Here is a 21,297-nt window from a genome sequence, read left to right on the forward strand (position 1 = left end):
TGCACCCGCTGGCGGCTTGCGCCTGACGCTCCCGGAAAAGGCGGGTTTTATACCAGAAAAGGCTGTCTGACGCAAAGGTTTCCGCTTTTACAGGTGCCCGGTCTCTGCCATAGAGCTGACTTCATTGTGCCCCACAATCATGTGATCCAGTACCCGCACATCGATCAGGCCCAGTGCGGAACGCAATCGTTCTGTGAGATTGACGTCGGCGCTGCTGGGCTCAGCCACGCCGGAAGGGTGATTGTGCGCCAGGATGACGGCCGCCGCGTTAGTCTCCAGCGCGCGGCGGACCACTTCCCGGGGATAGACCGCGGCCCCGTCTATAGTGCCGGTGAACAGTTCCTCGTAGCGAATTACCCGGTGTCGGGTATCCAGGAACAGACAGGCAAAGACCTCATGGTGGCGTGTCACCAGTTTGCTTTTCAGGTAGGTGCGGGTGGCTGCTGGTGAGGTGAGCGGGTCGCCCGTGGTAACCGGCGATTCCATGACTCGCTCGGCCATGGTCAGTGCGGCCTGCAGCTGGGCGAATTTGGCGGTGCCCAGGCCGGGCGTCTGGCAGAAGCGCTCGGACGAGGCACCGGTGAGCGCCCGCAGACTGCCAAAGCCGCTGAGTAGCTCGCGTGCGAGCGTCATGACGGGGCGCCCGGCGCTGCCTGTGCGCAGAAAAATGGCAAGCAGTTCCGCATCCGTGAGGCTGTCCGGTCCGTGGTGCAGCAGTTTTTCCCGCGGGCGTTCCGCTGCCGGGAGGTCTTTCAGTGACATGGCGGCTCCTTCGCTGTTGGGTCCTGATCCTTCAGATCACCGCCCTGACGGCGGTGACGGCCAAGTCTAGCGTTACTGCCTGCCGCTGCCAATACCGGGCAGGGATCTGGTATCTTGGCCATCAAAACAGTTCCCAGAGGCGAAAGTGGGTAAACGGATTCTTCTCGGCGTCACCGGTGGCATCGCCGCCTACAAGAGTGCGGAGCTTGTGCGCGAGCTGCGCCGTCAGGGTCATGAGGTTCAGGTGGTGATGACCAACGGCGCGCACGCGTTTGTGCAGCCGCTCACCTTTCAGGCACTGAGTGGCCACCCCGTGCGGGAGAGCCTGCTTGAGCCGGAAGCCGAAGCCGGGATGGGCCACATTGAACTGGCGAAGTGGGCGGATCTGGTGCTGGTGGCGCCCGCCTCGGCGGACGTGATGGCCAAGCTGGCCGGCGGTTTGGCGGATGACCTGCTGACCACCGTCTGCCTAGCCACGCAGGTTCCGATTGCGTTGGCGCCGGCTATGAACCAGGCCATGTGGCGCAATGCCCGTACCCAGCGCAACCGGAGCCTGCTTGCGGCGGACCCCCAGCTCCGGCTCTGGGGCCCGCAAGCAGGGGATCAGGCCTGCGGTGATACAGGGCCGGGGCGGATGCTGGAACCGGCGGTGCTGGCGCAGGAGGTGGCCGCCATGGCGGATCAACCGCTGGCAGGGCGCAGACTTGTGATTACCGCTGGCCCCACCCGTGAGGCGTTGGATCCGGTCCGTTATATTTCCAATCACAGTTCCGGGCGCATGGGATTTGCCCTGGCGCAAGCGGCCTCAGAGCAGGGAGCGGAAGTGACGCTGGTAGCCGGCCCTGTGGAGCAGCCCACCCCCGGGGGTGTAGCCCGCATTGATGTGACCTCGGCTCTGGAAATGAAGGAGGCGGTGGATCAGGCGGTCTCTGCCGGCGCTGACTGGTTCATCGCCACCGCGGCGGTGGCCGATTACCGGCCAATAACCGTTGCTGACCAGAAAATGAAGAAGGAGCCTGACGCCGATGCGCCTGTTGTCGAGCTCGAAGAAAATCCGGATATCCTCGCCAGTGTTGCCGCTAGAACGGAACAGCGACCTCTCACTATCGGTTTTGCCGCCGAAACCCGCGATGTTGCCGACTATGCCCGCGACAAGCTCAGCCGCAAAGGTCTGGATTTGATCGTTGCTAATGACGTTACAACGCCCGGCCTTGGTTTCAACAGTGACAGTAATGCGGTTGAGGTCTTCTGGGCCGATGGCAGCGAGCGCTTCGAGGCCCGCCCGAAGCGCGAACTGGCGCGGGATTTGATCCGTCTTTTCCAGGCACACCAGAGCAACCCACCATCCCAACTGTAGAGGAGCGCCAGCCCACCATGGCCAACCAATCGATTGAAGTCCGGATCCTTGATGAGCGCCTGGGGGATCGCTTTCCCATGCCTGACTACGCTACCCGGGGGTCCGCGGGCTTGGATTTGCGAGCCTGCCTGCCGGAATCACTGACGCTGGAGCCTGGCGAGACGAACCTTCTGCCCACAGGCATGGCGGTGCATATTGCTGATCCGGGACTGGCGGGTATGATCCTGCCGCGCTCAGGGCTGGGGCATAAGCACGGCATTGTGCTGGGGAATCTGGTCGGGCTGATCGACTCGGATTATCAGGGCGAGCTCATGGTTTCGTGTTGGAATCGAGGTAACATCGCTTTCACCATCGAGCCTGGCGACCGTATTGCGCAGTTCGTTGTGGTGCCTGTCGTGCAGGCCGATTTCCAGGTTGTCGAATCATTCTCGGGCTCTGAGCGCGGGGTAGGAGGTTTCGGCTCCACCGGGGGGCAATAAGGATGCAATCACCTTTCAGCCATCTATACTGGCCTGATAACCCCTCCCAGATGCAAGGATGACACCATGAAATTCCGACTCAGAAAGGCCGCTTCAGGGCCGGAATCCGAATCGGGCAGCGCCCGCTCCTTTCCGCTTTCACGGATCCCGGTGCTGCAGTCGCTGATTGTCGTGGGCGGACTGGCACTTGTGGGTCTGCTGGTTAGTTTCCTGCTGGTAACACCAGCGGAAAAAAAAGTGCTTGAAGACAACACCCAGGAGAGGGCGGATGCGCTCAGATCACGATTCAACCAGCATCTGAACTATCTGCACGATGTGGTGGCCGCGTTTGCGGCCCAGGATTCGATCCGCGCCGCTGTCACTGGCGGTGATGACCGCGAGAATGCTGCCCGAATCCTCCAGGACACACTGCCGGCTGCTGAAACCGTTTTTCTGTTTGAACCCGGAAACGTGAGCCAGCCGGAAGACCGCAGCTGGGAGCTGGGGTTTGCCAGTATTGACCTGGCAAGACAGGCCGAGCGCGACGGTGAGTCGCGGATGGATGCTTTCCAGCGCGATGGCAGCTGGTTCGTCCAGATTGCGGCACCGGTGGGCGGCTCCGGTGGTGGCAGCCTGCTGGTGATTTTCGATGATTCAGTGATGGATCCTGTGCTTTCGGCAGCAGGGGTGCTGGACGGTTTTGTGGCGCTGCGCCAGCGGGTGGAAGGCCGTGAGGTTCCGGTATTCACCCAGGGCAGTGGCCAGGGTGACGGTGTGACGCGGGATCTGGCCATCAGCGGCTGGTCGGTGCGCTATAGGCCCGCCTCCCGGGCGCCGGAGCTGATCACCCCCGCGGCACTGTGGGGCGTACTTGCGGTAGTGGCCGTCCTCATTGTGGGTGGCATCTGGATGGTTTTCGGTCGGCTTCAGAAGCAGCTACGGCAGGATGTGTCCGGCCTCAGTCAGTGGGCCCAGAAAGCCTTTGAGGGCGACCGCCTGAAACCGCCGGAGCTCCGGGTTCCTGCTGTAAGGGCTCTGGCCGAGACGCTGCAGCGACTTGCCAGGGAGCGACCGGCGGCCTCTGCTGGAGCAGGCGGCGGCAGCCGCAGGAAGGCAGCGTCCAGTGGTCCGGCAGCAGCGCCGGCCACAGGCGGAGAGGCGGACCTACCAGAGGAGACCGATAGTGACAGCGAGCCGTTGTTCGGGGATGATGCGCTCGACATTGACATGCTCAACGGCGATGAGGATGTGCTTGGACTTGGAGACAGTGACAGTGGTGGGGACACTATGAGCCTTGAGGAAAACGCGGCAGCAACAGTGGACGTGCCGGATTCCATCTTCCGCGCCTATGACATCCGGGGTGTGGTGGGTGACAGTCTGACCCCGGAGATCGTGGAAACTATTGGTCGGGCTATCGGCAGCGAGGCATTGCAGCGCCGCCAGCACAGCATCTGTGTGGGGTATGACGGGCGCCACTCCAGTCCGGATCTGGCCGAGGCCCTGACTCAGGGTGTTCTGGCCACGGGCGTGGATGTGATCCGCATTGGCCGTGTGCCGACACCGGTGCTTTACTTCGCCACCCACTATCTTGAAACCGGCTCCGGGGTGATGATCACCGGCAGTCACAATCCGCCAGAATACAACGGCCTCAAGATGATGCTCGGTGGCGATACTCTGGCCGGTGATGCCATCCAGGATCTGCTTACCCGGATTCGCCACAATCAGCTGGAGGAAGGGCAGGGCGAGCGCAGCGACCGCGATGTCCGCAAGGCCTACATTGACACTATCGTCGGCGACATCGCTGTGGCAGCGCCATTGCGTGTGGTCGTGGATGCGGGCAACGGCGTGGCTGGAGAACTGGGGCCGGAGTTGATCAGGGAGCTCGGTTGCGAGGTAACACCGCTTTACTGCGATGTGGACGGCAACTTCCCCAATCATCACCCGGATCCGGGCAAGCCGGAAAACCTGGCCTCCCTGATTCAAACGGTGCAGAACGAGGGCGCGGATCTGGGTATTGCCTTTGACGGTGACGGTGACCGTCTGGGCGTAGTCACCAACAGCGGCAAGATTATCTGGCCGGATCGTCTGCTGATGCTGTTCGCGCGCGACGTTGTCTCGCGCAACCCGGGCGCTGACATCATCTATGATGTGAAATGCTCGCGTCGGCTGGCCAGCGTGGTGAATGAGTATGGCGGTCGGCCAGTGATCTGGAAAACCGGCCACTCCTGGATCAAGGCGAAGATGAAGGAGATGGGCGCGCTGCTGGCGGGTGAGATGAGCGGCCATATCTTCTTCCGGGAACGCTGGTACGGTTTTGACGATGGCATCTACGCTGCCGCGCGCCTGCTGGAGATACTGGGCATCGAGGACCGTGAGGCGGATACCATCTTCGCGGAATTCCCGGAGGACGAAAGCACTCCCGAGATCAATCTGGCGGTGGCGGATGACGACAAGTTCGCTCTGATTGAGCGCCTTGCCAGTGGTGGCGATTTCGGCGAGGCCAGCATTACCGATCTTGATGGCCTGCGCGTGGATTACCCGGATGGGTGGGGGCTGTGCCGTGCTTCCAACACCACGCCCAACCTGGTTCTGCGCTTTGAGGCCCAGAGTGGCGAGGCACTGGAGCGCATCAAGGGGGTTTTCCGGCAACAATTGCAGAAGGCGGAGCCGTCACTGCAGATTCCGTTCTGATTTCAGGAGACAGTGCATTACATGACCATGGATCGTGATACGGCCATGCAGGTGGCCTCGGTACTCAGCAAGGGTCTGCCCTACATCCAGCGGTTTACCGGCAGAACCATCGTGATCAAGTACGGTGGCAATGCCATGGAGAACGAGGAGCTGAAGAACAGCTTCGCGCGGGACATCGTGCTGATGAAGCTGGTCGGCATGAACCCCATCATCGTTCACGGTGGTGGCCCGCAGATCGGGGAACTTCTGGAGCGGCTCGAGATCCATTCCGAGTTCGTCAACGGCATGCGCGTGACTGACAGCGAAACCATGGATGTCGTTGAAATGGTTCTGGGAGGCCGGGTGAACAAGGAGATCGTTTCCCTGATGAATCAGCACGGCGGCCGGGCTATTGGTCTCACCGGCAAGGATGCGGGTCTGATCCGGGCGCGGCAGCTGGAGGTGCGCGATCCCTCGCCCGAGGTCACCCGTTCGGAGATCGTCGACATCGGCCATGTGGGTGAGGTGGTGTCTGTGAACACCGAGGTCATCAACATGCTCACCGCCAGTGATGTGATCCCGGTGATTGCGCCCATCGGTGTGGGTGATGATGGCAAGGCCTACAACATCAATGCGGATTCCGTGGCCGGTCATGTGGCCTCGGCGCTGGAGGCCGAGAAACTGATCCTGCTGACCAATGTGGCAGGCCTTCAGGGCGGTGATGGCAATGTGCTGACGGGGCTTACCGCTGAGCGTGTGGATGAGCTGATCGCGGACGGTACCATCCAGGGCGGGATGCTGCCGAAGATCCAGTGTGCGCTGGATGCCGTGAAAGGGGGTGTGACATCGTCCCATATCATCGATGGCCGGGTGGCGCATGCCACTCTGCTCGAGATCTTTACGGATGAGGGTGTGGGGACCCTGATCACCCGGTCCTGACCGTTTCCGGATCCACGGGCGCGAAGTAAGGGGCGTACTGGCGGATCCATTCCGCGGCGGCCTGATCGAGGGTCAGGTAGCGCGCGTTCTGGATTACCTGGTCGAGCCGGTACTGCTGGATGTGGCAAGCTTGTTCAACCAGCCGCATTCGGTAGGCATCTGCTTTATCTTCGAAGGCCACGCCCACTTCATAATGATGATTACAGGCTTCACACCAGGCCACATGCCCCTCCATGCTTGCGCATGGTGTACAGCAGCTGATGGTGATGCGTATCGGCATCCCCTGCCGCCAGGGGTTCTCCGATGAGAACGAGACTCCACCAAGGCTGAGATTGCGCATTTCTTCGCAGTAGTGTTCGCCTTCGCGCGGTTCCACATCAATCGGCATGTCGATGGGGTGCCGGATGAAGGTCCGACCCGGATTCTGATGTGCGTTCATGACGCCTCCTGGTAACCGGGGACAGTTCTTCGTTCTGCCTCCTACCCCCCACTATAGTGAATTCCATGACGTTTGCCCGGCGAAAGACAAGCCTGTGCGACGGTTGCCGCATTATCACCATTTGATCAGGTACGATAGGATGATTTCTACGCTTTATCATGCCATGCCCGCGGACGGTCGACCATGAAACGAACTCTCGGCGCCTTTGTGATCCTGCTGCTGTTGGCAGTGAGCGCCTTCTACGCGACGCTCTGGTACGGTGCCCGGAAGACCGTCTCGGACATGGAGGATGCGGTCAGTCCCTGGGGTAATCTTCACTGGGATGCTATCCGACCGACCTGGGACGCTAATATCAAGCTCCAGGGGGTGCGGTGGCACTGGTTTGATATCACGCGAGCGGTAACGGTACGGCAAGTGACTCTTGAAACGCCCGGCTTGCTCGCGTTGCCCCAATGGCTTCTGGGTGGTGAACAGCCCTCCCGTTGGCGGCTGCGGGTGGACGATGTGGAACTGATGGTCGAACCGGATCTGTTCCGGCCCTGGGCCCGCACTCGTCGCGCACTCTCGTTGAAGCGTCATCCGCTGTATTTTCATGGCTGTGGTGAACAGCCCGCGCTGACACCCGCGGATCTGTTGCGTATGGGCGTGGACCGGATCGCTGGTGATATAACACTCAAAGACCGGGGGAGTGGCGCAAGCGAATACCGTTATCAAGCGGAACTGGAGGCAGGGCGGCTCGGCAGTCTGTCACTGGCCTGGCGTTCGCAGAAACTGCAGTTGCCGGTGGTCTCGGGGCCGGGTGAAATGCCCGCAATGCCAGCAAAAGCGAAAATGGTCGTCCGGGATGCTGGAGTGATGCGGCGCCTGTCTTCCTTTTGCGCAGCGGCGGAGGACGAGCCGGTGGAAGACTGGGTCAATCGCGCGTCCAGTCACTGGGCCGATGCCATGAGCAATCAGGGTCTGGCGCCCACCGCGTCAACGACAGCGCTGTACCGGCGATGGCTCCATGAGGGGGGAGAGTTGGCGTTCGGCTGGGCTCTGGATGATGACACCTGGCCACAGAATGGAGTTTCAGCAGCGCAGTGGCGGTCTCAGACAGGGTTCCGGGTTATCCATAATGATCAGGAGCTGGATGACATTGGATTCAGCCTGAGCGAGCCCAGTAAACCTGCGGAGGCGGTGGATCGCGCGCCGCTGGTACCTGTTGAGGAATCCGCGCCGGAAATGGCCTTCCGGGAATCCGACACGCAACGGGCCGGTGCCTGGATCGACCGCCGCGTGCGCCTGGAGCTGGCCTCAGGGCGTCGCATCGAAGGTCAGCTTGTGGCACGGGAAGGCAGTCAGTTGCATATCCGACGGACTCTTGAGGGTGGTTCGTTGGTGGCGCCTTTCCCGGTGACGGATATTGACAAGTTCGAGGTCTGGCGTCGTGCCGATGACATGGGCCGCCCCGTCTCCGCTGGCGATGATGGCCCGGGGCTGGATGATTTTCTGAACCCGGACCTGGGCAAAATGCAGCCGATTCCGTCGGCAACCGGCGCCAGGGAGGAATGATATGCAGCGCCCGATTCCGGCCATCAGGGGAATGCTCGGCGAGCTGATCGCGACCCCCTCAATCAGCAGCGTAAGTCCGGCATGGGACCGGAGCAATGAAGCGGTGATCAACCATCTGGCCCAATGGCTGGGTGATCTGGATTTCCGTGTGGAGACCATGCCCATTCCCGACGCACCCGGGAAGTTTAACCTGATCGCCACCCGCGGCGAGGGGCCGGGAGGGCTGGTGCTCTCGGGCCATACCGATACGGTGCCCTTTGATGACCAACGGTGGCAGAGTGACCCCTTCGCGCTGACCGAGTGCGATGATCGCTGGTACGGGCTGGGGACCTGTGACATGAAGGGCTTTTTTCCGCTGGCGCTGGAGGCCGCCTGGCGGACTCAGGGCCAGAATCATTCAGAGCCGCTGGTGATTGTTGCGACGGCCGATGAGGAAAGCGCCATGGGTGGCGCGCGCGCGTTGATTGAGGCTGGCCGTCCCAAAGCGCGGCATGCGGTGATCGGTGAGCCCACGGAGCTGCGTCCGGTACGCATGCATAAAGGTATTATGATGGAACGGCTTGTCTTCCGCGGCCAGTCCGGTCATTCGTCCAATCCCATGCTTGGCCGCAACGCGCTGGAGGGCATGAACGAGGCGCTCACGCGGATTCTGGACTACCGCGGCGAATTGCAGCGGGATTACCGCCATCCCGGCTTCCGGGTGGATTACCCGACGCTGAACCCGGGCCATATCCATGGCGGCGACAACCCCAACCGCATCTGTGCCGAATGTGAACTCCACTTCGATCTACGTCCGCTGCCGGGAATGGACCCGGCAGGTCTGCGCCAGTGTATTCTCGGGCGAGTGCAGCCAGTAGCCGAGCAACGGGGGCTGAGTTGCACCTTTGAACCGCTTTTTGACGGAGTTCCGCCGTTTGAGGAACCGGAGACGGCGCGTCTGGTGGGAATCTGTGAGCGTCTTACCGGTCATTCCGCGGAAGGGGTCGCCTTTGCCACCGAAGCGCCCTTCCTGCAGCAGCTTGGGATGGAGACCCTGGTGCTGGGGCCAGGCTCCATCGACCAGGCGCACCAGCCGGATGAGTTCCTGGCCCTCTCCCAGATCGAGCCCATGGTGACTATACTGACCGGTTTGATCGAACAATGCTGCATCAAGGGAGGAGCCCCACGTGAGTGACCACAACTGGCTGTATTGGTTCCGCCATTCCGCACCTTATATCAATGCCCATCGTGATCGGGTGGTCGTGATCACCCTGGGCGGTGATGCACTGGCCCATCCGAATCTGACAACCATCATCCATGATATCGCTCTGCTGGCGAGCCTGGGGGTGCGTCTGGTAGTGGCCTTCGGGGCGCGCCCGCAGATCCGTGAACGCCTCGACGAGGCGGGTGAAACCTCGGGGTATCAGGGTCGGTTACGTGTGACCACAGAAACCCAGCTACCGCTGGTGCTTGAAGCGGTGGGCCGGGTTCGGGCGATGCTTGAAAGCCACCTTTCCATGGGGTTGGTGAACTCACCCATGCATGGTGCCCAGATCCGGGTTGCCAGCGGCAACTGGCTGACCGCCCGCCCGATTGGCGTTATCGAGGGTGTTGATCATGGCTATACTGGGCGGGTGCGCCGGGTGGACGCGAGCAGCATCCGGGAGCAGCTGGCGCTCGGGCAGGTGGTCATGCTGCCGCCCGTGGGTTATTCCGCCACGGGCGATGCGTTCAATCTCTCGCATGAGGAGGTTGCCGGGGAAGCTGCGGGGGCGCTGGAAGCGGATAAGCTGATCCTGTTCAGCGGTCGTAATGGTATTGCGGATACACAAGGCGACCTCATCCGCGAGCTCAGTGTCGCTCACGCCCGGGAACTGCTCGGTGGTGACTACCTTGGTGAGGACGATGCAGCAGCCCTTGGTGCTGCGGCCAATGCCTGCGACCGCAACGTGCGGCGGGCTCACATCATCAGCTACGGCCGTGAAGGCGCGCTTCTGGAGGAGCTGTTCACCCTTGATGGTCTGGGCACGCTGGTGACTGATGACGACTATGAACATATCCGGGTTGCCACACCAGAAGACATCAGCGGCATCCAGGCGCTGATCCAGCCGCTGGAGGCTAAGGGGGTCCTGATCAGCCGGCCCCGCGACCTGATTGAGACCGAGGTTGACCGTTTCCTGGTGGACGAGCGTGACGGTCAGGTGGTGGGGTGTGCCGCGCTGTATCCCTACCCCGCGAGCGCCATGATGGAGCTGGCCTGTTTTGCCGTGAGTCCGGACTACCAGGGCGGCGGGCGGGGTGACCGAATGCTCGTCATGGTCGAACGCCATGCCCGGGCGGAAGGGCTGGGTGAGCTGTTTGTGCTCACCACCCAGACTTCCCACTGGTTTGCAGAGCGTGGTTTTGAGCCGGCTGGAGCCGACGCATTACCACCGGAAAAGCGCCGTGACTATGACACGAGTCGCAATTCCCGGATTTTCGTGAAGCAGCTCTGACCCTCGGATTACCGCGATACGGAAACCCGTAATGGTCTGTCCATGTGGTGTCGCCTTAGGCTGCTTCCGTGATCGGAAATGCAGGAAACACCTCATGGATAGGGGAAACGCAGGACTGCTCAGTCGTAGCGGTGATCGCCGTGATGCGCGCCGTCACAATATTCGCCTCGCGGTAAGGGCTGTGACGTCGCACGGGCTTTCCTGGCTTTGTCAGGTAACCGACTTCTCCGCGGAAGCGGTTTCGGTACGCTACCCGGCCTCGCGCGAGCCAGCTGTCCGGAGCTGGCTGGATTCAGGTGGAGACGCCATCCGTCTCCAGTTCCATCACGGCGTTCTGGATCGATGGCAGACCATACAGGGTCATGTGGTTCGATCGGATCCGGGTTTGTTGATCATCCGTTTTGCGCAAGATGCCCTCCGCGGATTTGAGACCCTGCTTGCGCAGTCCGGCCTGGCCTCTCCCCGCCAGCATCAGGCGCCCGGTGTGGTTCCTTGTCGGGCCCTTTCCGCCCGCGCTCGTGGCCACCAGGCCGACGTGGCCGTGCGCCAGGTTGTGATCCCGCCCGTGCCGTCGTTGATCGAACCGGAAACCATGCGCCAGCAGGCTATTGGCGGGCTTTCCCTACACCAGGCGATTGCCTGCCTTTATAACCCAAGCGAGATGGTTGGAAACGATTTCCCAGGGGCATTGGTTCCGGAACTGATCCGGGTTATGGGAAAGAGCCCCCGTATGACCGCGCGTGGCCGAACGCTGCTTGAATGGCTGGGTCCGGTGATTGAACGGAGTCTCGCACGCACGCCTGAGGCACTGACCAGCGGCGGCCACACGCTGCGAAGCCTATTGAACCGCATCGGCCATATTGAAACGGCGGATCACGAGAATCCGGGGCCTTGGCCAGAGGCGATGTTGCGGGTGCTGCGCTCCCCAGAGGTGCAGGATGAGCAAGCACTGGCCGAGGCGGCCGCCATCCTTAGGGCTGAAATCCAGAAACGGGACGATGTTCACCGGCGTAATCTACGCCGGGTGACCAAGGCTGTGGCAGGCAGCGAACGCCTGCGTGAGGCGGAGGCGGCTACCAACAGAGCGCTGGATAAGCGTCTGCTGGGAGGTCCGGTCCCACTGGCAGTCTTGCGCTTTGTGGAGAATGAGTGGCGTAACCGCCTGGTTCTTCTGCACCTGCACGAGGGTGAGTCGGGAAGCACTTGGCTGGAAGCTCTGGCCCTTCTGGACGCTGTGCTGGCTTATCATGCTCTCCCTGACGCATGCAGTGCTACGACCATAAGGGTAAGGCTGGAGGCGCTCTGTGGTGACCAGGGGGACAGTCAGTCGGCTCGAAACATGCTCGATACCTGCCTGCAGGAGACTGGCGTTCAGGAACTGGTGTGCCTGAGTGAGGGGTTTGCCCAAGATGAAGGGCAGCAAGCGGATGATGAACGCCTGCGCCAGTGGCGCCCTGCCCTGGAGGGTTTACCGATTGGGAGCTGGTTCATGGATGGGCAGGACGATCAACCGCCGGTGCGCCTGGCATGGACAAATTCCCGGCACACCCGGTTTGTGCTGGTGACTCCCTCAGGGCGTAAGCAGTATGACCTCGGCCTGACCGAGATGGCCGATTATCTGGCTGAAAGCGCTCTTACACCGGTAACCCGCCATGATCAATCTCTTGTAGATGAAGCCCTGGGGCGGCTTCTGGAGGGGCTCTATGAACGCCGTATCCGGAACGCGACTACGGATGCCGTTACCGGTCTCGCGGACCGGGAGGCCTTCCTGGGATGGCTGGAACGGGTTCTCCATACTGCCCCGCTTGATCGTGAGCAGGCGCTGGTGGTCCTGACTTGGGATAGGGCTACTGATGCGGTGGCGCTGGCTGGGCAACTGCGTCGTGAGTTGGGCAGTGACCGGATAAGCGGGCGGGTAGGGCCCCGCCGGATAGCTTTTTGGTGTCATCGCGAGGGGCTGGAATCATGGCTGGTACTGTTGATGCAACGCTGTAATGCGCTGGTCGCGGGTGGCGGCAATCATGTCTGTGCCGGTGTGGCCGTGGGGGACCCTGCGATGGTGACGGCGGCTCACTGGTACCATCTGGCGGAAGAAGCTGCCAGGCAGGCACCGTTTGAAGATCCGCCCGCCTTACGCTTTGCCAGTATTTCCGCTGAACGCAGCCGTTACATACGTCGGCTGGTAGACAGGCTGGCGGGAAATGGCCGGCTACGCCGGGAAGAACTCATGCTCCAGGCTCAGCGGATCATTCCCCTTCATGGGGCAACCCGAATGTCGGCGCAGTATGAGCTGTTGATGACACTGCCGGACGAAGACGGCAACCTTATGACAGCGCAGGAGCTGATTCCGTTGGCGGAGCGTTTTGCGGGGGGCAGGAATCTGGATGAATGGCTGATGCAGGCGACTCTGGACTGCCTTTCCCGACCGATGCAGACACTTCCGGAAGTCGAGCCGGGGATCTGTATTCCGGTGCTTGGCTACACCCTTACCGAGTCCGGGCTTGTGCACTTCATTCATGAGGTTTTCCGGATCCGGCCCTGCCCGGTGGAACGTCTCTGGTTCAGCATTTCGGGTGCGGATGCACTGGCCGATCCGGACACTGTCGCATTGTTCATGCGTGAGGTGCGCGAGTTGGGCTGCCGCATCTGTCTGGATGCAGATGAAACGGACGTCGGGTTAGCACAACTGGTCAGGCGGTTGCCCGTCGATCTGGTCCGGCTGCGCCCCAGGACCTCGGAGGAAGACGGTCGTGGTCATGACTCAAGGCTGGCGGCTGTGGTGACGGCGGCCCATCAGATGGGGGCGGAAGTGATCGCCTCAGGGGTCAGCCGTCCTGAGCGGGTTGAGCGGCTGCGCGAGCTTGGCCTGGACTATGCTCAGGGTGATGCTATTGCCCGCCCAAGGCTGCTGCCTCATTGAGGCTTGCGAGCCGCTGGCGCCCCATGCACCATAGCGGATTCCCGAAACCGGGACTCCCAGTGCAGAGCGGGTTACCCAACCATGTCCAGCCAGTATCCGATCATCGCGGTCACAGGATCCTCTGGTGCCGGCACCACCACAACCGGCCGTGCCTTCAACAAGCTTTTCGATAGCGAGGGGCTGCGTACGGCCACCGTCAGCGGGGACAGTTTTCACCGCTATACCCGTGAAGAGATGGCGCTGGTCGCCGAGCGCGGTGATTATGGTGATCTCAACCACTTCAATCTTGAAGCCAACCATATCGACAAACTGGAGGCCCTGTTCCAGGATTTCGCCAACACCGGGGCTGGCCAGTACCGGGAGTACGTGCATGACGATGACCGCGAGCTGATAGCCGCGGGTTATGAGCCAGGGGGGTTCACGCCCTGGCAGAATCTGCCGACGGAATGCGACCTGCTTTTCTACGAGGGATTACATGGCGGCGTGCAGACCGAGCAGCATGACGTGGCCGGTCATGTGGATCTACTGATTGGGGTGGTGCCCATCGTGAATCTGGAATGGATCCAGAAGATCCACCGGGACACCAACCACCGCGGCTACAGTCAGGACGAGGTGGTGGAGACGATCATTAATCGCATGGATGACTACGTTCAGGACATCGTCCCGCAGTTCTCCAATACCCATATCAACTTTCAGCGCGTGCCCACTGTGGACACTTCGAACCCCTTTGTGGTCAGTGAGGTTCCCACGAGTGATGAGAGCATGATCGTGGTTCACTTTCGCCATTATTTGGATGTGGATTTCCAGCGGCTCCTACAGATGATTTCCGGGAGTTTTATGTCACGTCAGGATACGATCGTGATTCCGGGGCCCAAGCTGCCGCTGGCCATCGATCTGATTCTCAGGCCCCGAATCCTGGAGCTGATGGAACACAAGCGCTACGCCTGGTAGCCCTCGTCCTCAGCCCTGATCCCGCAGGAAGCGCCTCACAAGCCGACCGGTCTGCAATGGCGCCTCCAGCATGGGCAGATGACCGATTCCCTTTAACACGCTCACCTGCGCGTTGCCCAGAAGTGCGCCGTAGTGATGCGCGCAGGAGACGTCCAGAACCTGGTCGCGCTCACCCCAGATCACCTGGGCCGGGGCCTGGACCCGCTCCAGCAGTTCTGGAATACGCTCGCGTGGCTGCATCATGTCCATGAACAGGTGCTGATTGACCGGGCGTCTGTGGCGTATTTCCGGGCCCATGGCAAGAGGCATGACACGACTAAAAATGGCACGCCCGCGCCAGGTGGCATACCGGAAGAGCGCACGGGTTTCATTCGTGTCAGCCGGGATCAGTGGGTTATGGCCTTTGATCAGCTGGTTTTCCATAGGGCTGTGGCGAGCGCTGCCCATACCGGCGGCATTCATCAGGATCAGGCCGGCGACGTGCTCAGGGTGGTTGGCAGCTAGGGTGGCACTCACAGCACCTCCCATAGAGGAACCAATCCAGAACGCAGCTGGCAGGGCCAAACTCCGGGCCCACTCCGCCATGCGCCGGGCCTGGACCTCATAGGTGTAGCGGGCGTCTGCTTGATAGTCACTCTGCCCAAAACCGGGCAGGTCCGGCAGGTAAAGTGTAATGTTGTGCCGCCGGATGACGGGAATCAGGCTGGCCCAGTTCTCCTTGCTGGCACCAAAACCATGGAGCAGAATCACCGGCGTTCCATGGCCCGAGCCAACGCGCCAGTGCTGGATACGGTGGCCGTCGATCTCGATGCTTTCGGCCTGGATACCGGGCAACCAGCCACTGATCGCTTGCAGCTTCTGCCAGGGGCTGGATGAGGGCTGCCAGCGGTCCAGAGTGGCGGAGTCGGGCTGGGCCGAGGGTGCGTTCAGATAGCTGTCGCTGACTTCCTGCAGCGAGTCCAGTATCGCTTTGAAGGTGGTCGCTTCCATCAGCGCCTCCGTGACCCATTCTGGCGTTGGCGGTTGAACTTCAGGGCACCGGTTACAAAACCCTGGTAGCCGGCGTGCAGCAGTCGGCGGCGGTTGCGCTTGACCGCTTTGAGTATAGCCTGTGCCGCGTCATCTGCGGAAGTGCGGAACAGCTTTTCGAAGTTGGCCTGGAGTGTGCCGGTGTCCTCGCCCATAAGCCCGGCCATGCTCTCATCCATGCGTGCCGTGCGGGCAATATTGGTCTTGATGCCACCGGGGTGTACGCAGGTGGCGGAAACACCGCTTTCTTCCATGTCCAGTTCCTGGCGCAGGGATTCGGTGAGGCTGCGGACCGCGAATTTGGTGGCGTTATAGGCGCTCATGCCCGGCTGGGCGAAGAGCCCGAAGATGCTGGAGGTGCTGATCACATGGCCTCCGCCCGGCGTTTGGCCACATTGACGCTCGCGTGGGTCACTTTCACGGCCTGTTGATCACACAGACGGACGGTTTCAGCCAGACCTTCCTCGTTCACATCACTGAGGGCCAGGTGGCAGCCCTCGGCTGCGAGCGCGCGAGACAGGGCCCGACCGATGCCGGACCCGGCACCGGTAATGGCGGCTACCTTGCCGGAAAAGGACCTCATGCGGGCTGTTCCTCCAGGGGTGTTGTTGTGGTGGTTGTCTGGGCCTGACCTTGATCGCCAGCTTTGCCGACCTGGTAGGCGGAGGCGTCGAACTGACGGGTCTGGCGGCTGAAACGGAAGGTGAAGTCCGGCCACAGGACCACATTCTTGCCTGTCTCGGGGTGAATATACCAGCTGGTGCAGCCGCCATCATTCCAGATGGAACCGCCGAGCCGGCTCTGCAAGCGCTTGTTATAGGCGTTCTGAAACGTTTCTTTCACGTCGACCCAGTCGATGTTCTTCTGTTCCATGGTGTGGATCGCATCCATCACGTACTGGATCTGGGACTCGATCATATAGACCATGGAGTTGTGTCCCAGACCGGTGTTCGGGCCCATTACCATGAACAGGTTCGGGAAGCCGGCGATGGTGGCGCCCTTGTAGGCTTCGGGGCCATTCCGCCAGACCTCGTTCAGATCCTGCCCCTCGCGGCCCTGAATGAGCCCCTGCGGTACCGGGTCTGTGGATTTGAAACCGGTGCCGTAGATGAGCACATCGATTTCCCGGTGTTGGCCGTCGTTCGTCACGATGCCCGTTTCGGTAACCTCCTGGACCCCGTCGGTCACCACTTCCACGTTGGGCTGTTGCAGCGCCGGATAGTAGTTATTTGACATCAACACCCTTTTACAGCCGAACTCGTAGTCCGGCGTAACCTTGCCCCGCAGTTCCGGGTCCTTGATCTGGCGGTGGATGTGGGAACGGGCCAGATAACGCGCGACTCTGAGTAGTTTGGGATTGATCAGCATGGGCACGATGCGGCTCTCCAGCATCCAGTACAGCGCCTTGCGTTCAAGCATCTGGGCTCTGGGCAGGCGTCGGAAGATACTGCGTTCGGTTTCGCTGATCTCACGGTCTGGTTTGGCCATGATCCAGGGCGCGGAGCGTTGGAGCAGGTAGAGTTGGCCGGCTTCCTTCTGGACTTCGGGCACAAACTGGATGGCCGAAGCGCCGGTGCCGATGACGGCCACGCGCTTGCCGGTGAGGTCGTAGTTGTGATCCCAGTCCTGGGAGTGGAAAGCTTTGCCCTGGAAATTGTCCCTACCGGGAATGTTGGGGGAGGCGGGGATCGACAGAGCGCCCATGCCGGAGACCAGCACACTGGCGGTGAAGTCGCGACCGTGATTGTCCTTCAGCTGCCAAAGGGCTTGGGCGTCATCCCAGCAGGCCTCGGTCAGGGCTGTGTTCAGGTGGATGTGGGGGCGAACCTGGTATTTGTCGGCACAGTGCTCCAGGTACTGTCGGATTTCCTCCTGAGGCGCAAACATGCGTGTCCACTCGGGATTCGGCTCAAAGGAATAGGAGTAGACGTGGGACTGCACATCGCAGGCGCAGCCCGGATAGTGGTTCTGTCGCCAGGTACCGCCAATGCCGCCGTCCTTTTCAAAGATCCGGAAGCTGTGCCGGCCTTCGCCCTTGAGTCGGATGGCCATGCCCAGCCCGGAGAAACCGGACCCGATGATGGCCACCTGGGTGTGTTTGCTCGCGATGGTGCCATGTTGTTGTTGGGCCATGGGGTGTCTCCCTGCTTACGTGTATACAGTTGTCTACTAAAGTAGACGAATGTATACCTGGATGTAAAGACTTTCATCGAAGAAAGTGACATTACCCAATGTAATTATAAGCAACGGTCTAGCCATTGGCACCCGGGACCGGGTGCCGGGTCAGCAGAGATAAGAGCTTACGGAAGGTTGCGGGAGTAGAAGATCTCCAGCATTTCTTTCTGCAGGCGCTGGTGGATCTCCTCGGCTTCCTGGTCGTCCAGGTCGGAGGCGTTCACGCCGAAGACATAGTTGTCGAGGTTGAACTCACGCAGGATCATCTTGGTATGGAACAGATTATCCTGATACACGTTCACGTCCAGCATCTGATATGCGGAGCGTGTGTCTTCAGTGAGGTAGTTCTGGATGGAACTCATTTCGTGATCGCTGTAGTGCTTCTTGCCGTTCACGTCTCGGGTGAAGCCACGTACACGGTAGTCAACGGTGACAATGTCGGACTCAAAACTGTGGATCAGATAATTGAGTGCCTTAAGTGGCGAAATGAGGCCGCATGTGGAGACGTCGATATCCGCCCGGAAGGTGCTGATGCCCTCATAGGGGTGGCTTTCCGGGTAGGTGTGGACCGTTACATGGCTCTTGTCCAGATGGCCGACCAGGGTTTCTGGTAGCGGGCCCGGTGAGGCCTCGCCAGTGTTGCCTTCGGGGGCTTCCTCATGCTCGGCAATGAGCATGGTGACGCTGGCACCATGGGGGTCATAGTCCTGATGGGCGATATTGAGGATATTGGCGCCGATGATCTTTACCACATCGGTGAGGATCTGGGTGAGGCGTTCGGCGTTGTACATTTCATCAATGTATTCGATGTACGCCTGGCGCTGTTCCTCGGTGCGCGCGTAGCAGATGTCATAGATGTTGAAGCTGAGGGACTTGGTCAGGTTGTTGAAACCGTGAAGTTCCAGCTTGGATTCCATCGGCATGCCCCTCCACTCTCTTGCACACAGTGCCGGTAAAGCCGCGTATTATGCCTGCGTCGCTCTGGGCTGAACACCATTGGTTTGCTCAGGGATTTCCCGGACTGCTCCAGCCCTCTGTCACAAGAATGCGGATGCTTCTGCCGGTTTCAAAGGCTGCGGGATAACTGTCCGGGAATCGCCACAAGTACATCCATGTAGGCTGCGCGGTGGCCATCCATGGCCACCGAGCGTCCCTCCAAGTCATCCCGTAGCCTTTGAACCCCGAGTCCTGCAGGTAGCGCTAGCTCATTCCTTTGGCTCGAGCTCCTTGATCTCTATTCTTCATGAATAGTGTAGTCATGCGTGATCTCAACCCCGGCCTTCTCCAGCATGATCGAAGCCGAGCAGTACTGCTGGGCCGAGAGCTGGATGGCGCGGGCCACGCGTTTCTCGTTCAGATCTTGTCCGCTCACGTGGAAATGGATATGGATCCTCGTGAAGACAGAGGGCACTGCATCCGCGCGCTCGGCGGTGATTTCGGCGCGGCAGTCGGTGACGGTCTGGCGGGATTTCTGGAGGATGCTCATGACGTCGAAGGACGTGCAGCCGCCGAGCCCGACGAGCATCATCTCCATGGGCCGTGCGCCGTGGTTTTCACCGCCGTGGTCGGGCGGGCCGTCCAGCTGGATGTCATGGCCGGAGCCGGTGGTGGCTTTAAAGCTGGCGGCGCCAGTCCAGTTAATTGTGGTGTTCATGGCCATAACAGCGGCAATCTCCTTCAGGGCTAGGAACCGCGAAGGCTACCACAGGCGGAAAACAAGAGGGTATCGCACCGGACGACGAACCCCTTGTGCTGTTCTATACTGAGTGCTATCAACAGGGAACTGCCCCAAGGGGCTGGAATGGAAACGTCAATAACAGAATCAGGATGCGATCATGACCAGTATTGCCAGACCCGTCGACGACAAGACCAAGCACCTGGACTATTTCCTGTCACAGTGTCACCGACGGCGTTACCCGGCAAAAAGCACCATTATCTATGCCGGTGATAAAAGCGATTCGTTGTTCTACATCGTTAAGGGCTCCGTCACCGTCATTATCGAGGACGACGACGGCCGCGAGATGATCATGGCCTACCTCAACGCCGGCGATTTCTTCGGCGAAATGGGCCTGTTCGACAACATGGACTCGCGCAGTGCCTGGGTGAAGGCCAAGACTGAGTGTGAAGTCGCTGAAATCAGCTACACGAAATTCCGTGAGATCTCCCAGGAAGACCCCAGGGTGCTGTATTTCATCGGCGAGCAGATGGCCTCGCGCCTGCGCCAGACCACTCGCAAAGTCGGCGATCTCGCCTTCCTCGACGTGACCGGCCGTGTGGCGCGTACCCTCCTCGACCTGTGCGAGGAGCCGGACGCCATGACGCACCCGGATGGCATGCAGATCAAAATCACACGCCAGGAAATTGGCCGCATCGTGGGCTGCTCCCGCGAGATGGTGGGCCGTGTGCTGAAAACACTCGAAGATCAGGGCCTGGTACAGGTATCCGGTAAAACCATGGTTGTCTACGGAACCCGATGATGAAAATCTACGAGATGAAAAAGGCGCCCAACCCGAGGCGCGTACGTATGTTCATGGCCGAGAAAGGCATCGTCGATCAGGCCGAATTCGTCGAGATGGATCTTCAGCAGGGCGAGAACCTGACCCCCGAATTCGCCGGGAAGAACCCGATGAAGAAAGTCCCTGTTCTGGAGCTCGACGACGGCACCTGTGTCTCAGAGACTATGGCCATCTGCCGCTACTTCGAGGAGCTGCACCCTCAGCCGCCGCTACTGGGGAAGGATGCGCTGGACAAAGCCAAAGTGGAGCAGTGGCTTCGCTGGCTTGAGCTCTATTTCTTTATGCCTACCGGGATGTGTTTTCAGCATACCAGCGGTGTGTTCAAGGATCGCATGACGCCGATTCCAGAATGGGGCGAGGAATGCCGCAAGGGCGTCGAAAAGTTCATGCACTTTCTGAACAAACACCTGGAAGGGCGCGAGTTCATTGTGGGTGACCACTTCACGGCGGCGGATATCAGCGCTCTGTGTACCGTCGACTTTAATAAAGTGAACAGTATCGGCATCCAGCCCGATCAGACCAACCTCAAGGCCTGGTATGATCGTGTTTCCCAGCGCGAATCCGCAAGGGCCTGACAGAGCCGGCGCCCGCGCCTACTGGGTAGGCGCGGCTTCCGCCGGCACATCCACGATGTCCTCATGCAGCGGCACCAGCCGCTCCAGCAGCCGGTTCTGTGCCCAGGTGGGCACGCCTTCCTCTTCCATCGCTCGCACCAGCTGTTCCGCCAGGGCATTGAACTGGGTATCGGTCACACCTATGCCGGCGTGGATCGAACGCATGTCGTCACCACCATAGCGACAGGGGCCGCCGCTGAGCTGGCACAGCTGATCGCTCAGGTTGCGGTGGAATCGACGTACATCGATGCTTTTGAACTGGGCAGCGAGGCGCTCGTCATTGGCGATGCGGCCGAGCAGATCCTTGACGATGGTCTCGATGCCGGAGCGTTCACCCAGGGCCTGGTAGACGTCGGAAGACGACTCCTGGGCGTGGACAGGCATCAGGATGAAGCCATTCAGAAGCAGCACGAGCAGGGCATGGCGATGGGCTTGCATG

At 60.6% G+C, this 21,297-nt stretch carries 20 protein-coding genes; 11 read left to right on the forward strand and 9 right to left on the reverse strand.

Annotated features, from left to right (window positions below; all coding sequences use genetic code 11):
* Nucleotides 1–87 precede the first annotated feature (87 nt).
* Entirely contained in the window at nucleotides 88–762 is a 675-nt protein-coding gene (gene radC, locus AAF659_RS06240) for a RadC family protein (protein ID WP_349750857.1), read from the reverse strand.
* Nucleotides 763–907: 145 nt separating this feature from the next.
* Here radC and coaBC point away from each other — a divergent pair, with 145 nt between their 5' ends.
* The 4 genes from coaBC to argB all read left to right on the forward strand — a co-directional run bounded on the left by coaBC (nucleotide 908) and on the right by argB (nucleotide 6,186).
* Nucleotides 908–2,119 carry a bifunctional phosphopantothenoylcysteine decarboxylase/phosphopantothenate--cysteine ligase CoaBC gene (gene coaBC, locus AAF659_RS06245; protein WP_349750858.1) on the forward strand — a complete coding sequence of 404 codons (1,212 nt, stop codon included), beginning with the start codon at nucleotides 908–910 and terminating at the stop codon, nucleotides 2,117–2,119.
* A gap of 17 nt (nucleotides 2,120–2,136) precedes the next feature.
* Nucleotides 2,137–2,598 carry a dUTP diphosphatase gene (dut, locus tag AAF659_RS06250; RefSeq protein ID WP_349750859.1) on the forward strand — a complete coding sequence of 154 codons (462 nt, stop codon included), beginning with the start codon at nucleotides 2,137–2,139 and terminating at the stop codon, nucleotides 2,596–2,598.
* A 66-nt stretch (nucleotides 2,599–2,664) separates the two neighbouring features.
* Complete coding sequence (locus tag AAF659_RS06255; RefSeq protein ID WP_349750860.1) at nucleotides 2,665–5,268, forward strand: phosphomannomutase/phosphoglucomutase; 2,604 nt, start codon at nucleotides 2,665–2,667, stop codon at nucleotides 5,266–5,268.
* Between the two features lie 21 nt (nucleotides 5,269–5,289).
* On the forward strand, nucleotides 5,290–6,186 hold the full coding sequence (gene argB / locus AAF659_RS06260) for an acetylglutamate kinase (RefSeq protein ID WP_349750861.1): 897 nt from the start codon (nucleotides 5,290–5,292) through the stop codon (nucleotides 6,184–6,186).
* Here the strand turns inward: argB and AAF659_RS06265 are convergent.
* Nucleotides 6,173–6,625, reverse strand: coding sequence for a PilZ domain-containing protein (locus AAF659_RS06265; RefSeq protein ID WP_349750862.1), 453 nt, complete (start codon nucleotides 6,623–6,625; stop codon nucleotides 6,173–6,175). The two genes, argB and AAF659_RS06265, sit on opposite strands and share 14 nt — an antisense overlap.
* Nucleotides 6,626–6,808: 183 nt before the next feature.
* On the opposite strand from AAF659_RS06265, the gene AAF659_RS06270 reads away from it, so the two are divergent.
* The 5 genes from AAF659_RS06270 to AAF659_RS06290 all read left to right on the forward strand — a co-directional run bounded on the left by AAF659_RS06270 (nucleotide 6,809) and on the right by AAF659_RS06290 (nucleotide 14,524).
* Nucleotides 6,809–8,179 carry a hypothetical protein gene (locus AAF659_RS06270; protein WP_349750863.1) on the forward strand — a complete coding sequence of 457 codons (1,371 nt, stop codon included), beginning with the start codon at nucleotides 6,809–6,811 and terminating at the stop codon, nucleotides 8,177–8,179.
* 1 nt (nucleotide 8,180) lies between these two features.
* Nucleotides 8,181–9,353, forward strand: coding sequence for an acetylornithine deacetylase (gene argE, locus AAF659_RS06275; RefSeq protein ID WP_349750864.1), 1,173 nt, complete (start codon nucleotides 8,181–8,183; stop codon nucleotides 9,351–9,353).
* Nucleotides 9,346–10,653 (forward strand): amino-acid N-acetyltransferase, encoded by a 1,308-nt coding sequence (gene argA / locus AAF659_RS06280; protein WP_349750865.1) that lies wholly within the window; start codon nucleotides 9,346–9,348, stop codon nucleotides 10,651–10,653. Before argE ends, argA begins: the two co-directional genes overlap by 8 nt.
* A gap of 94 nt (nucleotides 10,654–10,747) precedes the next feature.
* The gene (locus AAF659_RS06285) at nucleotides 10,748–13,573 is read left to right on the forward strand and encodes an EAL domain-containing protein (protein WP_349750866.1); all 2,826 of its coding nucleotides are present in this window, start codon (nucleotides 10,748–10,750) and stop codon (nucleotides 13,571–13,573) included.
* Between the two features lie 81 nt (nucleotides 13,574–13,654).
* A complete protein-coding gene (locus tag AAF659_RS06290) occupies nucleotides 13,655–14,524 on the forward strand; it encodes a phosphoribulokinase (protein ID WP_349750867.1) in 870 nt (289 codons plus the stop codon).
* A gap of 9 nt (nucleotides 14,525–14,533) precedes the next feature.
* On the opposite strand, the gene AAF659_RS06295 is transcribed toward AAF659_RS06290, so the two are convergent.
* From AAF659_RS06295 to AAF659_RS06320, 6 genes are all read right to left on the reverse strand, one after another.
* On the reverse strand, nucleotides 14,534–15,514 hold the full coding sequence (locus tag AAF659_RS06295) for an alpha/beta fold hydrolase (RefSeq protein WP_349750868.1): 981 nt from the start codon (nucleotides 15,512–15,514) through the stop codon (nucleotides 14,534–14,536).
* A complete protein-coding gene (locus AAF659_RS06300) occupies nucleotides 15,514–15,921 on the reverse strand; it encodes an SDR family NAD(P)-dependent oxidoreductase (RefSeq protein WP_349750869.1) in 408 nt (135 codons plus the stop codon). The genes AAF659_RS06295 and AAF659_RS06300 overlap by 1 nt, the downstream gene beginning before the upstream one ends.
* Nucleotides 15,918–16,136, reverse strand: coding sequence for an SDR family NAD(P)-dependent oxidoreductase (locus AAF659_RS06305; RefSeq protein ID WP_349750870.1), 219 nt, complete (start codon nucleotides 16,134–16,136; stop codon nucleotides 15,918–15,920). The genes AAF659_RS06300 and AAF659_RS06305 overlap by 4 nt, the downstream gene beginning before the upstream one ends.
* On the reverse strand, nucleotides 16,133–17,686 hold the full coding sequence (locus tag AAF659_RS06310; RefSeq protein WP_349750871.1) for a flavin-containing monooxygenase: 1,554 nt from the start codon (nucleotides 17,684–17,686) through the stop codon (nucleotides 16,133–16,135). The genes AAF659_RS06305 and AAF659_RS06310 overlap by 4 nt, the downstream gene beginning before the upstream one ends.
* A gap of 167 nt (nucleotides 17,687–17,853) precedes the next feature.
* Nucleotides 17,854–18,645, reverse strand: a complete 792-nt coding sequence (gene speD / locus AAF659_RS06315; RefSeq protein WP_349750872.1) for an adenosylmethionine decarboxylase — start codon at nucleotides 18,643–18,645, stop codon at nucleotides 17,854–17,856.
* Between the two features lie 317 nt (nucleotides 18,646–18,962).
* On the reverse strand, nucleotides 18,963–19,382 hold the full coding sequence (locus AAF659_RS06320) for an OsmC family protein (RefSeq protein WP_349751031.1): 420 nt from the start codon (nucleotides 19,380–19,382) through the stop codon (nucleotides 18,963–18,965).
* A gap of 181 nt (nucleotides 19,383–19,563) precedes the next feature.
* Here AAF659_RS06320 and crp point away from each other — a divergent pair, with 181 nt between their 5' ends.
* Together crp and AAF659_RS06330 are read left to right on the forward strand one after the other, a co-directional pair.
* Nucleotides 19,564–20,205: a cAMP-activated global transcriptional regulator CRP gene (crp, locus tag AAF659_RS06325; protein WP_349750873.1), complete on the forward strand. Its 642-nt coding sequence runs from the start codon at nucleotides 19,564–19,566 to the stop codon at nucleotides 20,203–20,205.
* Nucleotides 20,202–20,819 (forward strand): glutathione S-transferase family protein, encoded by a 618-nt coding sequence (locus tag AAF659_RS06330; RefSeq protein ID WP_349750874.1) that lies wholly within the window; start codon nucleotides 20,202–20,204, stop codon nucleotides 20,817–20,819. Before crp ends, AAF659_RS06330 begins: the two co-directional genes overlap by 4 nt.
* Before the next feature lie 18 nt (nucleotides 20,820–20,837).
* Here the strand turns inward: AAF659_RS06330 and AAF659_RS06335 are convergent, their stop codons facing one another.
* Complete coding sequence (locus AAF659_RS06335) at nucleotides 20,838–21,296, reverse strand: group I truncated hemoglobin (RefSeq protein ID WP_349750875.1); 459 nt, start codon at nucleotides 21,294–21,296, stop codon at nucleotides 20,838–20,840.
* Nucleotide 21,297 lies beyond the last annotated feature (1 nt).

Origin of the sequence: Salicola sp. Rm-C-2C1-2, from assembly GCF_040196175.1 — a bacterium.
Taxonomy (GTDB): Bacteria; Pseudomonadota; Gammaproteobacteria; order Pseudomonadales; family Oleiphilaceae; genus Halospina.